Genomic DNA, 13098 nt, shown 5'->3' with positions numbered 1-13098 from the left:
ACTCCTGATGTTCGTCACCGGAATCCTGCTTGCGACCTGACGGAGAACGGCGCCGTCCTTACTCCTCGGTGCCGCCGTCGGCGACGACCTCCTCGTCGCCGCCGTCCGCGATGGCCGTCTCCTGTTTGTCCTCGAACCACTGCCACTCGTTGGTGTACATGCCGTCGTCGCGGAGGTTCCACGGGTCGCCGTCCTGCACCTTGGGACCCTCGAGCCACGAGACGACGAAGTTGTACGTCCAGACGAGGCCGCCGACGAACATCAGCACCGCCCCGAGCGTGGCGAGTTGGTGGAAGGTGGCGAACTGGGGGAGGTACGTGGCGTACCGGCGCGGCATTCCGCCGTAGCCCAGCACGATCATGGCGAGGAAGGTGATGTTCGAGCCGATCATCCACGTCCAGAAGTGGATCTTCCCGAGCCGGCGCTGGTACATCCGACCGGTGAACATCGGGAACCAGTAGTAGAGCCCGGCGAAGCCGGCGAAGGCGATGGCGCCCATGACGACGTAGTGGAAGTGACCGACGACGTAGTAGGTGTCGTGAAGCACCAGGTCGACGGGGATGGAAGCGAGGAAGACGCCCGTGACGCCCCCGAGGATGAAGTTCGAGACGAACCCGACACAGAACAGCATCGGAGTCGTCAGCCGGACCTTCCCGTTCCACATCGTGGTGATCCAGTTGAACGTCTTGACCGCCGAGGGGATGGCGATAGCCATCGACACCGCCATGAACGAGGCACGCAGGCGGGGGTCCATCCCCGTCGCGAACATGTGGTGTGCCCAGACACCGAACGAGAGCACGCCGATGGCGAGCGTGGAGTAGACGACGAACTTGAACCCGAACAGCCGCCGCCCCGCGAAGCGCGGGAGGACGTAGCTGACGATGCCCATGGGCGGGAGGACGAGGATGTAGACTTCGGGGTGTCCGAAGAACCAGAACAGGTGTTGCCAGAGCATCGTGCCGCCGGCCTCGATGGCGAAGAAGCTCGTGCCGAGGTTACGATCCAGCAGGAGCATCACGAGCGCGCTCCCGAGCAGCGGGAAGGCAAAGAGGATGAGCCCCGATTGGGTGAGGATGGTCCACGAGAAGATGTCGAGGTTGGCCCAGGTCACCTCCTCGGCGCGTTCGGTGATGATGGTCGCGATGAAGTTGATCGACCCCATCGTCGCCGAGACGCCGGTGAGGTGGAGGCCGAGGATCATCAGGTCGACGCCCGCGTTGGCCTGATTCCCGCCGCCGACGCCGGCCGAAAGCGGCGTGTAGAGCGTCCAGGCGGTCTGGGCGGGGATCACGTCACCGAGCGGGAAGAACCCGGCCCAGATGAGCAGGGCGCCCGGCGGGAGCAGCCAGAACGCGATGGCGTTGATCCGCGGGAACGCCATGTCGTCCGCCCCGATCAGGAGCGGCACGAGGTAGTTCGCGAACGCCGCGATGATGGGCGTTCCGAACAGGAACAGCATGGTGATGCCGTGACTGGTCAGCAGGGAGTTGTAAAACGAGTTCGAGATGAGCGTCATCCCGGGGTCGAGCAACTCGATCCGCATGACCATGATCATCAGGCCGCCGACGACGAAGGCGAGGACGCCGTAGGCGCCGTAGAGGAGCCCGATGTCCTTGTGGTCGACGGTTGTCAGCCAGCGACTGAGTCCCGTCGGTTTCTCCCGTGAGACGTATCCCGACTCGCCGGCCGCACCGCCGCTCCCGAGCGGCGTGTACGACCGCCAGTCTTCGATCCGCGCGAGCCACGCGGCGATGATCACGAGGAAGAACCCCATGAGCACCGTCAACGTTAACTGTCCGGTGATCTGCATGGAAGTTGCTCAGGAACGCAGGGTTAAGAAATATTCGGGTGCGGTTCTCGACGGATCCGCCGCCGTGGGTATGATTCCGGCCCGCCTACTCCTCGTGTTCGTCCTCGATCGGCTCCGCCCCGTCGACCGTCGCCGCCCCGGGCATGTACACCGGGCTGGTCTTCTCCGTCGACGCGATCGCCTTCCCCGAGAGGTAGGTCAGAATCGCGAGCAGGGCGAAGGGTGCGCCCAGTAGCACGTACTGGAGAATGCGCTCGGTCGACCCCAGGGTGAATGGGTTGTATAGGCTGTAGCCGACGATGAAAAAGAAGAGGATGAACAGTGGGATGAAATTCACCGTCAGATCGAGCATCGTGTCCCGATCGAACACTTTCGTCGACATGGCTCATCAAAAATACCGGCCGAACAAATAGGTTTCCATCCGCTGGGAACGGCGTCGACGCGGTGGCCGACGGTCGCTCAGATCGGTTCCCGCTCGGGGACGAACAGTTCCCCGGCCACGCCGGCGGCGGCGAGGATGGCGCCCGCGGCGATGACGGCGTAGCCGCGGGTCACGAGTGCGACGTCGGTGAAGGCGAGGACCCCGCCCACGGCGAACAGGAGGACGGCGAAGACCGCAAGCGGCCGCCAGGCCGTCTCGGCGTAGCCCGCCTCGCGGATCATTCCGGTGAGGCTCCCACAGAACAGGAGCAGTCCCGCCACGGCGACGACGAACACGTCGAACAGGATGCCGAGTTCCGCGATGGGGATGCCGAGCGCGACGAAGGGCGGCCAGGGGCTCGCCATCCGGTACTGGTCACTCAGCCCCGGTTGCTCGTCCATGCCCGCCCGTTTGCGGTCGAGCGTAGAAAACGCTTCGACCCGTCGCCGTCCGCTATCTCGGACGTCGGCGTTCGCCCGCGTCACGCGAGGTTGATCCCGTGCCGGGCGAGAAATCGCCCGACAGCCTTGATCTCGACCGGACTGCCGACGATCCGACACACGGCGTCGTCCGTCGCGAAGACGGTGACGGCGAACTCGGACTCTAGCGTCTCCCTGAGTCCGGAGAGCTCCTCGCAGGGGAGGACGATCTGTGTGCTGTCTCGCAGCCGCTCGGGATCCGGCATCGGTAGCTACCCGACACGTCTCCGTACCCCAGTATAACCGTGTCGAAGTTCTATCACTTGGCGTGGGGACGTCGAAGGAACAGGTTTTTCGACGCCGCCGGCCGAGTGGCGGGTAATGGGTCTGGAGGAGGAGATCGAGGACCTCCGCGAGGAGATCGCCGAGACGCCGTACAACAAATCCACCGAGCAGCACATCGGTCGGCTGAAGGCGAAACTGGCGGAGAAAAAGGAGAAACTCGAACGGCAGGCCTCCTCGGGTGGCGGCGGCGGCTACGCCGTCGAGAAGACCGGCGACGCCACCGTCGGCCTCGTCGGTTTCCCCAGCGTCGGCAAGTCCACCCTGCTCAACGCCCTCACCAACGCCGAAAGCGAGGTCGGCGAGTACGAGTTCACCACCCTCGACGTGAACCCGGGGATGCTCAAACACAACGGCGCCAACATCCAGATCCTCGACGTGCCGGGGCTGATCGAGGGAGCCGCCGGCGGCCGCGGTGGCGGACAGGAGGTGTTGTCGGTCGTGCGGACGACCGACCTCGTCGTCTTCCTCCTCTCGGTGTTCGAGATTCAGCACTACGACCGCCTCCGCGAGGAACTGTACGCCAACAAGGTCCGCCTCGACACGTCGCCGCCGAACCTCTCGATCAACAAGACCGGCAAGGGTGGCCTCCGGGTCACCACTACGGACGACGTGAGCCTCGACGAGGGGACGATCAAGAGCGTCCTGCGGGAACACGGCTACGTCAACGCCGACGTGACGATCCGGGGTGACTGCTCCATCGACGAACTCATCGACGGCATCCAGGACAACCGGGTCTACCTCCCCTCCATCGTCGCGGTCAACAAGGCCGACCTGATCGACAAGGACTACCTCCCGACCGTGGAGGAAGCACTCCGCGACCACGGCCTCGACCCCGACGACGTGGTCTTCATCAGCGCCGAGGACGGACGCGGTCTCGACGCGCTCAAAGAGGAGATCTGGGACGCGCTGGGCCTGATCCGCGTGTACATGGACAAGCCGGGCCGCGGCGTCGACTACGAGGAACCGCTCGTCCTGCGCGACGGGGAACACACCGTCGACGACGCGCTCTCGAAACTCGGCGGGACCCTCGACGAGCGGTTCCGCTTCGCCCGCGTCACCGGCCCCAGCGCGCAACACGACGAACAGCAGGTCGGCCGCGACCACGAACTTCAGGACGAGGACGTGATGCGCGTCGTCGCCCGACGATAGTGCCCGCGTCCCCGACCCGCCGACTCGGCGCCATCCTCGCGCTCCTCGCGGTGCCGTGGTCGGTCCAGACCTTCGCCGGCGGGCGTCCGCCGACGTTCGTGTTCCCGTGGGGACTGGCCAACGTCGATCCCGTCGGCGTCACTTTCCTCTGGGACTTCCTCCTCCGTTACACGCGCGGTCTGCCACCGTACATCACCGCCTGGCCGCTCTCGGTCGCGTGTTACCTCCTCGCGCTCACGAGCGCCGCCGCGGGCTGCCGCGGCCGCGAGGATCGCCGGGTGACTGCCGGCCTCCTCGTCGCCGCCGGCGTGGCGCAGTTGACCCTCGCCCGCGGCTTCTCGGTCCAGCCCGGACGGGTCGCCTGGCCGCTCGGAACCGTCGCCTGCTGGGCGGTCGCCTGGTGGTACTACGCACGGCCGTTCCTCGCGTCCGGCGGGAACGGCTGATCGCGACCCGCCGGTTGCGGTACGCTTTTCGCCCCGCCGGTCCACCCGTCGGATATGGACGGAACGCTCGATCACGTCATGATGCGAGTCGCGGATCTCGACGACTCGCTGGAGTGGTATCAGTCCACCCTCGACTACGAGGAGAAGGACCGCTGGGAGGCCGATGACTTCACCATCGTCTACCTCGGTCCCGAGGACATGCACGAGGAGGGGGCGATGCTGGAGCTCACGCACAACCACGACGGCGGGCCCGCGGAGATGGGCGACGCGTGGGGGCACATCGCCGTTCGCGTCGAGGACGTCTACGACGCCTACGAGGAACTGATGGACGCCGGCGTCGAGGATTACCGCGACCCCGACTCCTGTGGCGGGAGTTACGCGTTCGTGACGGATCCCGACGGCCACGAGGTGGAGCTGGTCGAACGGGACCAGGGCGCCCGGTGGAGCCTGGATCACACCATGATCCGCGTCGAGGACGCCGACGAGGCTCTGGGCTTCTGGACCCGGAAGTTCGAACACGTCCCGACGGGTCGCTGGGAGGCCGGTACCTTCGCCAACTACTTCACCAAGCCCGCGGGCGCGGCGCCGGAGGCGATGGCGGTCGAGCTCACCTACAACTACGACGGGCGGAGCTACGACATGGGCGACGCCTGGGGACATCTCTGTGTCCGCGTCGACGACCTGCACGAGGACTGGGAGCAACTGATGGAACGCGAGGCGGCTGACTATCGCGACCCCGCCTCCTGTGACGACATGTACGCGTTCACGACGGACCAGGACGGTCACGAGATCGAACTCATCGAGCGCGAGAGCCTGTCGCCGCCGCTGTTCCCCGAGTGATCGGCGGCCGGTCCCGGAACCCGGGCCGAGGGCCCCCAGGGGCCGGCTGCCCGCCGTCGCGGCGAGCGGACACCGAACGGGTTTTAACGCCCGACGCGAAATCCTCGGTAAGGTAGATTATCTATGCAGATGCCACGCCGATTCAACACGTACTGCCCGCACTGCAACGGGCACTTCGAGCACGAGGTCGAGAAAGTGCGTCGCGGTCGCGAGACGGGGATGAAGTGGATCGACCGCCAGCGCGAGCGCAACACGTCCACCATCGGCAACGCCGGGAAGTTCTCGAAGGTGCCGGGTGGCGACAAGCCCACCAAGAAGACCAACCTGAAGTACCGCTGTTCCGAGTGTGGCAAGGCTCACATGCGCGAGGGATGGCGCGCGGGTCGACTGGAGTTCCAGGAATGACGGGGAACTTCGTCACCGTCGAGTGCGCCGACTGTGGCAACGAACAGACCGTCTTCGACAAGGTGTCGACGACGGTGAACTGCGCGGTCTGCGGGAGCACGCTCGCCCGCCCGACGGGCGGCCACGCCGCCTTCGAGGGCGAGGTCACCGGCACCGTCGAGGCACGCTGACACCATGAAGTACAGTGGCTGGCCCGAACCGGGTGAACTCGTCGTCGGCAAGGTCGACGAGATAACCGACTTCGGCGTGTTCGTCGACCTCGAGGAGTACGAGGACAAGCGCGGGCTCGCACACATCAGCGAGGTCGCCAGCGGCTGGATCAAGAACGTCCGCGACCACGTCCGCGAGGGACAGACGGTCGTCGCGAAGGTGCTCGACGTCGACGAGGGGTCCCAGCAGATCGACCTCTCGATCAAGGACGTCAACGAGCACCAGCACAAGGAGAAGATTCAGGAGTGGAAAAACGAGCAGAAGGCCGACAAGTGGATGACACTCGCCCTCGGCGAGGACGTCGCCGACGAGGAGTACCGGCGGGTCGCCGACGCGCTCCTCGCGGAGTTCGAGAGCCTCTACGACGCCTTCGAGTCGGCGGCCATCCACGGCACCGAGGCCCTCGACGACGTCGACCTCGACGACGACGACGTCGAGACGGTCGTCTCCACGGCCCGCGAGAACGTCTCGGTCCCCTACGTCAACGTCACGGGCTACGTCGACCTGGAGTGTCCGAACGGGGACGGCGTCGACCACATCAAGGAGGCGCTGCAGGCCGCGGAAGGCAACGGCGACGTGAGCGACGAGATCGAACTGTCGGTCTCCTACGTCGGGTCGCCGGAGTACCGTATCCAGGTGCAGGCCCCCGACTACAAGCGGGCGGAGTCGGAACTCGAAGCCAGCGCCGAGCGCGCCCGCGAGGCAATCACGACGGCGGGCGGCACGGCACGGTACCACCGCGAGCGCGAGACCGACGACGAATGACCGCTCCGATCGCGTGCCGGAGCCGGCACACGCTCACCGATGCCGGTGCCCGGACGCGAACGGGAGCATGAAGGCGGACATCCGGGTGTGTGGCTCGTGGGAGCGTGCCCACGACCGCCCGGTGTACACGCTCGACGAGACCTGTCCGGAGTGCGGCGCCGAGGCGGTCAACAGCGCGCCCGCGCCGTTCGATCCTGCGGACCCGTACGGGGAGTACCGACGCGCTCTTAAGCGCCGCGAACGCGAATAGGCGGTATGGACGCCATCGAGATCGAGACGGTCGCGGAGGCGACGCCGTCGGACCCGGTGTTGATCGAGGGGCTCCCCGGCGTCGGCCACGTTGGCAAACTCGCCGCGGAGTACCTGCTGGAGGAGTTCGAGAGCGAACTCGTCCGCCGCGTCTACGCCGACGAGTTCCCGCCGCAGGTGAGCATCGACGACGAGGGTGTCGCCGAACTGGTCTGTGCCGAGTTCCACGCCGTCGAGACCGAGGGCCGCGACCTGCTCGTCCTCACCGGCGACCACCAGGCCGGGAGCAACGCCGGCCACTACCACCTCACCGAGGCGTTCCTCGACGTCGCCACGGAGCTCGGGACCGACCGGCTCTTCGCCCTCGGCGGCGTCCCCACCGGCGAACTCATCGAGGAGTACCACGTCCTCGGCGCGGTGACCGACGCCGACCTGAAGGGGGACCTGACGGACGCGGGCGTCGAGTTCCGCGACGACGAGCCCGCCGGCGGCATCGTCGGCGTCAGCGGCCTGTTGCTGGGGCTCGGCCGCCGTCGCGGCCTCGACGCCGCCTGCCTGATGGGCGAGACCAGCGGCTACTTGGTCGATCCCAAGAGTGCCCGGGCCGTCCTCGAAGTGCTGGAGTCGGTCCTCGGGTTCGAACTCGACTACGAGTCCCTGGAGGACCGGGCCGAGGAGATGGAGGAGGTCGTCGGCAAGATCCAGGAGATGCAAAACCAGAGCGCCCAGGTGCCGACCGACGACGACCTCCGGTATATCGGCTGAGCGGGTCGCCGCCGTCGGGAAACTCTTTACCGCGCGACTCCAACAGGGGGGCGTGCCTCTGGAGTGGGTGTCCCTGCTGCCGACGTGGCTGGTCGCCGGGGTCGCCATGGGCGTCGCCGTCGCCCTCCTGATCGCGGGCATCTTCGTCGCCGGGGATCGGCTCTTCCCCACCCCGTCGCCGGATCGGCGCCGCCGGATCGACGGGACCGACCGCCGTCGCGCGGAGATCCGGACCTACCTCGAGACCGTCGGCGAGCGGTACGTCGAGGATGCGTCGGTCCACGCGGAGACGGTCGCTTTCTACCTGCCCGAACGGGCGGTCGCCATCACCTTCGATCCGCAGGCGTACTTCGCCATCGACGGGACGGACACACACGCCGTCCTCTGTGAGCACGAGATGCCCGCGTCGGCGCTCGGTCGGCGACTCCCCTTCGACGTGCCCGAGGCCGGACGCCGGCGGTCGACGGCGGGAGGCGAGTCGGTCGGCGCCGCGTTCTCGCGGCTCGGCCTCCAGCCGACGGCCGACGCCGAGGAGGTCCGAGCGGCGTATCGACGGCGCGTGAAGGACGTCCACCCCGATCAGGGCGGGGACAGCGAGTCCTTCCGTCGCCTCCGCGAGGCCTACGCGACGGCCAAAGAGCACGCTGACTAGCGTCACCGCTTTGGCCGTCGGGTCCCACCGGGCGAGCGTGCCCCCCTCGACTCCGCCGACGCAGGGCCGTGCGGTCCACCTCCCGTCGGCCGCGGCGCTCGTCGTTGCCGACCTCCACGTCGGCCGGGCCGCGGCGTCGAACGCCGGTCCCCTGCTCGACGAGCGCGCGGACCTCCGGGAGCGCCTCGCCGCGGTCGTCGCGGCGACCGATCCGGAGACGGTCGTTCTCGCGGGCGACCTGCTCCACCGGTTCGGGACGCCGCGGGCGCGGGCGGTCGGGACGCTCCGGACGCTCGCGGGGCGGATCCGGGCGGCCGGTGCCCGCCCCGTCGCCGTCGCGGGCAACCACGACGGCGGCCTCGACGACGCGTGGCCGGGGCCGGTCCACGACGCCTACCGACTCGCCGACGGGACCGTCGTCTGTCACGGTCACGAGGCGCCCGCGACCGACGCCGCGCGGTACGTCTGCGGGCACGTCCACCCGGCGCTGACGGTCGAGGGCGACAAGCGCGACTGCTTTCTCTGGACCGAGTCGGGGTACCGCGACCGGCCGACGCTCGTGCTCCCGGCGTTCTCGGCGGTCGCCGCCGGCGTCCGGGTCGAGCGACGTGACGACGTCGACTCGCCGCTGGTGTCGACCCTCGACGCGGCCCGTCCCGGCGTGGTCGCCGACGGGGAGACGCTGTGGTTTCCCCCACTTTCCGACCTGCGCCCCCACCTCCGGCGGCGATAGGATTTACTCGGCGGAGGTTCTCGGCCGAGGTATGCAAGGACGGTCACGGCCACGGCGAAGAGCCGCCCCCCGCGTCGCCCGACGGCGCCCCGGGGAACGAGGACGTGGGCGGGGGTGGGGTGATTGACCGTGGACTACGAGGACGCCGACTTCGTCCGGGTGCTGGACGAGGACGGCGTCCCGGTCGACGAGGACGCGATTCCGGATCTGGACGACGGGACGCTCCTCGACATGTACCGCGACATGCGCCTGACCCGTCACTTCGACGAGCGGGCGATCAACATCCAGCGGCAGGGCCGACTCGGCACCTTCGCCTCGTGTGCGGGGCAGGAGGGCGCGCAGGTGGGCTCGACGTACGCCCTCGCCGACGACGACTGGATCCTCTATCAGTACCGCGAACACGGCGCGGTGGTCGTCCGCGACCTGGACGCCGGCTACCTGTCGTACTGGATGGGCCACGAGTCGGGCAACGCGACCCTCGCGGACAAACACGTCTTCCCGCTGAACATCACCATCGCCGACCACCTGCCCCACGCGGTCGGGATGTCGTGGGCGTCGAAGCTGAAAGGCGACGACCGTGCGGCGGTCGTCCACTTCGGCGACGGCGCCACGAGCGAGGGCGACTTCCACGAGGCGATGAACTTCGCGGGCGTGTTCGACACCCCGACGGTCTTCTTCTGTAACAACAACGGCTGGGCCATCTCCCATCCGGTCGAGCGCCAGACGGCGAGCGACACCATCGCGGAGAAGGCGGCGGCCTACGGCATGGAGGGCGTCCGCGTCGACGGGATGGATCCGCTCGCGTGTTACACGGTGACGAAGGAGGCCGTCGAGCGGGCCCGCGACCCCGACGACGACGAGACGCGCCCGACGCTGATCGAGGCCGTCACCTACCGCTACGGCGCCCACACGACCGCGGACGATCCGACCGTCTACCGCGACGAGGAGGAAGTCGAGCGTTGGAAGGACCGCGACCCGCTGGACCGGTTCGAGGCCTTCCTCCGTCGGACCGGCCGCCTGGACGACGACCGGGACGACGAGATCAGGGCGGGAGTCGAGGACCACGTCGCGGCGGTCGTCGAGGCGGCGGCCGAGGTGGAGGCCGACCCGGCCTCCATGTTCGATCACGCCTACGGCGACCTGCCGCCGGCACTCCGCCAGCAGCGCGCGGGCTTTCTCGACATCCTGGACCGCTACGGCGACGAGGCGTCCGTGCGGGACTGATCGTCGGGGTCGCCGTCCTCCTCGCCGTCCGCGAGCCGACGCTCGACCCGTTCGAACGCCTCGCGGGTGGCCCGGACCTCCTCGATCAACTCGGCCAGCTGGTCCGCTCTCGCGGGCCGGTCGCCGCCCTCGCCCTCGGCTCCCTCCCGCTCCGTCCGCTGGCGTTTCAACTCGGTGATGCGGTCGCGGACGGCTGGGGCGTCCGGGATGCCGTCGAAGGATATCTCGGCGCCGCTGCTGCCGGCCGTGCTGATCGAGATGGAGCCGTAGTCGAACTGCTTGCCCCAGAAGCTCCGGTTGAACTCCGTGTTCTGGATGCGGTCGAGGTCGACCGTCTCGATGTTGGTCGAGAAGATGCCCTGCTTGACGTACAGCGACTGGGTGGTGACGACGTACTCGGTGTTCTGGATCCGGAAGTAGGCGAAGGGCACCCCGAGGAGGATCAGGAAGCCGATCAACACGACGGTCAACACGAGGCCGGTCGCGATGGTGCCGTAGAGCGTCTCGAAGGCCGGCTGGCCGGCCCAGACGACCTCCTCGTCGGGGTCGAGCGAGAGCCACTCGGGCGGGGGTCCGTCGTCGACCGACGCCTCGCTCATCCGTCGCTCACCTCCCGGTCCAGGCGGTCGGCCGCCGCGCGCAGCGCGCCGAACTCGGTCAGGAGCGTATCGGCCGTCGCGGCGTCCAGTCCGGCCCCCGCGGGTCCCGACGACGCCGCGGCGAGCCCGCTTCCCCTCTCCGCGCCCACCAGCCGTCGGAGTTCGTCGCGGAGGGTCTCGGGGTCGTCGAGGTCGGTGAACCGGAGGTCGACGCCGTCGGTGCCCGCGGTGCTGATCGAGACGGCCCCGTAGTCGAAGAGGCGCCCCCAGACGTCCTTGTGGAGGGCGGTGCGCTCGACGTCCGCGAGGCCGACGCGCGTGACGCTCGTCGACAGGACGCCCCGCTTGCGGTAGCAGTTCCGGTCGGTGAGGACGTACTCGACGTTGACCGTCCGCAGGTAGCGCCACGCGACCCCGGCGACCGCCGGGAGCGCGAGGAGGACGGCACCGCCGACGACGACCGGCGTGGACAGGACGAGCGTCCGGCCGGCGAGGACCGCGCCGGCCGCGAGGAGAGCGATCCAGAGGGTCGCCGCGACGACCGTCGGCAGGACGCGACGCACCCGCGGCGCGCCCTCCCAGACGACCGTCTCGCCGGTGTCGAGCGAGAACCAATCGGGACGAGAGGCCATACGCGGCGTTCTCCGGCGAGGCTTGTAAACGTTGGTCGCGGGTTTCGGGCCGAGACACGCCCGGGGTCTCCCCGTTCTTTCGGACCCGCAGTCACAGCCCCGATAGCGCCGCTGCTGCGGCCTCCCGCCCGCTCCGCATCGCCCCCTGAATCGACGACCACGCCGTGTAATCCCCGGCGAGGTAGACGGGACCCGACGGGTCGTCGACGGCCGGCAGGTCGTCGTGGACGCCCGGCGGCTGGGCGAACTGGGCGAACTCGATCCGGTCGGTGTGGACGTGTTCCAGCCCGCCGAACCGCCGCTCGGGGTACCACGCCGCGAGCGCCTCGCGGGTCGCCTCGACGAGCGCGTCGTCGGCCGTATCGAGCGCGTCGTCGCCGAGGAAGGTGGCACAGAGCAGTCGGCGGTCGTCGGGGGCGTAACTCGGCGCCACCGCGGAGAGCGGGACGACAGCGTTCGGCCGGTCGTCGGCCGCGTTCAGGTGGATCTTCCGCGCGTCGTCGAGCGCGGGGCCGTCGGGCAGGGAGAGATACGCCGTGACGGACGGCCGGGCGGCCGTGGGAACCGACGGCACGCCGGTCAGACGCTTTGCCGTCCGCGGGTCGGTGGCGACGACGGCGGCGTCGGCCTCGACGGTTCGGCGCTCGGTTTCGACGGTCACCCCGCCGCCGTCGGCCGTGACCGCGGCGACGGGCTCCTCGCGGTGGACCGTCGCCCCGGCCTCGCGGGCCCGCGTGGCCAACTGTTCGGGGACGGCGGCCATCCCCGCCGCCGGGAGGGCGATCAGCCCCTCGCTCATCGCCTTGAAGGTGTACTCGAAGACGCGCTTGGACGTCGAGAGCGACCGGTCGAGCGTGATGCCGCCGTAGAAGGGCGCGACGAAGTTGTCGAGGTAGTCCGTGGAGAAGCCCCAGTCGCGGAGGTACTCGTCGATGGGGGCGTCGGGGCTCCCGAAGATGGCCGCCTCGTCGCGCCCGCCGACGTGCTGGCGGAGGGCGAGCGTCCGGAGCTTGTCGGTCGTCGTCACCTCGCGGTTGAACAGGGTGTCGGTGAGCGAGAGGGGGTCGCGCAGGGGATCCGAGAGCGTCGACCGCTCGCCGGGGCGGGCGATGACGGCGCCCGGCGAGAACGACTGCAGATCGAGCGCGGCGAGGTCGAGTTCCTCCCGGACGGCCGGATAGGCGGTGAAGAGGACCTGGAAGCCCCGGTCGAGGGTGAAGCCGTCCCGGCGGCGGGTCCGGACCCGGCCGCCCACCTCCTCGCGGCGTTCGAACACGGTGACGTCGGCGCCGGCGTCGGCGAGGTGTCGCGCGGCGACGAGCCCCGCCAGTCCGGCGCCCGCGACGGCGACCGACGGTGTGTCGTCCATACCGATCGGTCGGCCGGCGGGGGTAAAGAAGCCATGCCCATGGACAGGGATTTGCCCCTCCGGTC

The 13098-nt window shown here is 68.9% G+C and carries 18 protein-coding genes; 11 read left to right on the top strand and 7 right to left on the bottom strand.

Going from position 1 to position 13098, the window contains the following annotated elements; translation table 11 throughout:
• Window positions 1–58: 58 nt before the first annotated feature.
• The 4 genes from EI982_RS07415 to EI982_RS07400 all read right to left on the bottom strand — a co-directional run bounded on the left by EI982_RS07415 (window position 59) and on the right by EI982_RS07400 (window position 2916).
• A complete protein-coding gene (locus EI982_RS07415; RefSeq protein WP_157691089.1) occupies window positions 59–1774 on the bottom strand; it encodes a cbb3-type cytochrome c oxidase subunit I in 1716 nt (571 codons plus the stop codon).
• 121 nt (window positions 1775–1895) lie between these two features.
• Window positions 1896–2192, bottom strand: coding sequence for a DUF6684 family protein (locus EI982_RS07410; protein ID WP_157688958.1), 297 nt, complete (start codon window positions 2190–2192; stop codon window positions 1896–1898).
• Between the two features lie 77 nt (window positions 2193–2269).
• Window positions 2270–2632 carry a DUF7541 family protein gene (locus EI982_RS07405; protein WP_157688956.1) on the bottom strand — a complete coding sequence of 121 codons (363 nt, stop codon included), beginning with the start codon at window positions 2630–2632 and terminating at the stop codon, window positions 2270–2272.
• 80 nt (window positions 2633–2712) lie between these two features.
• Window positions 2713–2916 (bottom strand): VNG_1110C family protein, encoded by a 204-nt coding sequence (locus tag EI982_RS07400; RefSeq protein ID WP_157688954.1) that lies wholly within the window; start codon window positions 2914–2916, stop codon window positions 2713–2715.
• Window positions 2917–3031: 115 nt separating this feature from the next.
• On the opposite strand from EI982_RS07400, the gene EI982_RS07395 reads away from it, so the two are divergent.
• The 11 genes from EI982_RS07395 (at window position 3032) to pdhA (ending at window position 10433) form a co-directional block, all read left to right on the top strand.
• Window positions 3032–4144, top strand: coding sequence for an OBG GTPase family GTP-binding protein (locus tag EI982_RS07395; RefSeq protein WP_157688952.1), 1113 nt, complete (start codon window positions 3032–3034; stop codon window positions 4142–4144).
• A complete protein-coding gene (locus tag EI982_RS07390) occupies window positions 4144–4590 on the top strand; it encodes a TIGR04206 family protein (protein ID WP_157688950.1) in 447 nt (148 codons plus the stop codon). The genes EI982_RS07395 and EI982_RS07390 overlap by 1 nt, the downstream gene beginning before the upstream one ends.
• A 54-nt stretch (window positions 4591–4644) precedes the next feature.
• Entirely contained in the window at window positions 4645–5430 is a 786-nt protein-coding gene (locus tag EI982_RS07385; RefSeq protein WP_157688948.1) for a VOC family protein, read from the top strand.
• Between the two features lie 123 nt (window positions 5431–5553).
• Window positions 5554–5835 (top strand): 50S ribosomal protein L44e, encoded by a 282-nt coding sequence (locus tag EI982_RS07380; protein ID WP_092631957.1) that lies wholly within the window; start codon window positions 5554–5556, stop codon window positions 5833–5835.
• Window positions 5832–6005 (top strand): 30S ribosomal protein S27e, encoded by a 174-nt coding sequence (locus EI982_RS07375; RefSeq protein WP_157688946.1) that lies wholly within the window; start codon window positions 5832–5834, stop codon window positions 6003–6005. The genes EI982_RS07380 and EI982_RS07375 overlap by 4 nt, the downstream gene beginning before the upstream one ends.
• 4 nt (window positions 6006–6009) lie before the next feature.
• Window positions 6010–6810: a translation initiation factor IF-2 subunit alpha gene (locus EI982_RS07370; protein WP_157688944.1), complete on the top strand. Its 801-nt coding sequence runs from the start codon at window positions 6010–6012 to the stop codon at window positions 6808–6810.
• Between the two features lie 67 nt (window positions 6811–6877).
• A complete protein-coding gene (locus EI982_RS07365) occupies window positions 6878–7060 on the top strand; it encodes an RNA-protein complex protein Nop10 (protein ID WP_157688942.1) in 183 nt (60 codons plus the stop codon).
• Window positions 7061–7065: 5 nt separating this feature from the next.
• Complete coding sequence (locus EI982_RS07360) at window positions 7066–7824, top strand: proteasome assembly chaperone family protein (RefSeq protein WP_157688939.1); 759 nt, start codon at window positions 7066–7068, stop codon at window positions 7822–7824.
• 106 nt (window positions 7825–7930) lie between these two features.
• On the top strand, window positions 7931–8476 hold the full coding sequence (locus EI982_RS07355) for a J domain-containing protein (RefSeq protein WP_394352071.1): 546 nt from the start codon (window positions 7931–7933) through the stop codon (window positions 8474–8476).
• Between the two features lie 37 nt (window positions 8477–8513).
• The gene (locus EI982_RS07350) at window positions 8514–9209 is read left to right on the top strand and encodes a metallophosphoesterase (RefSeq protein WP_157688936.1); all 696 of its coding nucleotides are present in this window, start codon (window positions 8514–8516) and stop codon (window positions 9207–9209) included.
• Window positions 9210–9332: 123 nt separating this feature from the next.
• On the top strand, window positions 9333–10433 hold the full coding sequence (gene pdhA, locus EI982_RS07345; protein ID WP_394352063.1) for a pyruvate dehydrogenase (acetyl-transferring) E1 component subunit alpha: 1101 nt from the start codon (window positions 9333–9335) through the stop codon (window positions 10431–10433).
• Here pdhA and EI982_RS07340 read toward each other — a convergent pair.
• The 3 genes from EI982_RS07340 to EI982_RS07330 all read right to left on the bottom strand — a co-directional run bounded on the left by EI982_RS07340 (window position 10403) and on the right by EI982_RS07330 (window position 13033).
• Window positions 10403–11032 (bottom strand): PH domain-containing protein, encoded by a 630-nt coding sequence (locus EI982_RS07340; protein ID WP_157688932.1) that lies wholly within the window; start codon window positions 11030–11032, stop codon window positions 10403–10405. The genes pdhA and EI982_RS07340 overlap by 31 nt on opposite strands.
• Window positions 11029–11664, bottom strand: coding sequence for a PH domain-containing protein (locus EI982_RS07335; RefSeq protein WP_157688929.1), 636 nt, complete (start codon window positions 11662–11664; stop codon window positions 11029–11031). Before EI982_RS07335 ends, EI982_RS07340 begins: the two co-directional genes overlap by 4 nt.
• Window positions 11665–11755: 91 nt before the next feature.
• Window positions 11756–13033 (bottom strand): NAD(P)/FAD-dependent oxidoreductase, encoded by a 1278-nt coding sequence (locus EI982_RS07330; RefSeq protein ID WP_157688927.1) that lies wholly within the window; start codon window positions 13031–13033, stop codon window positions 11756–11758.
• Window positions 13034–13098 lie beyond the last annotated feature (65 nt).

Origin of the sequence: Haloplanus salinarum, assembly GCF_009762275.1 — an archaeon.
Lineage (GTDB): Archaea > Halobacteriota > Halobacteria > Halobacteriales > Haloferacaceae > Haloplanus > Haloplanus salinarum.
Note: the sequence above shows the minus strand (reverse complement) of the source record. Positions and strands in the feature narration are given on the sequence as shown.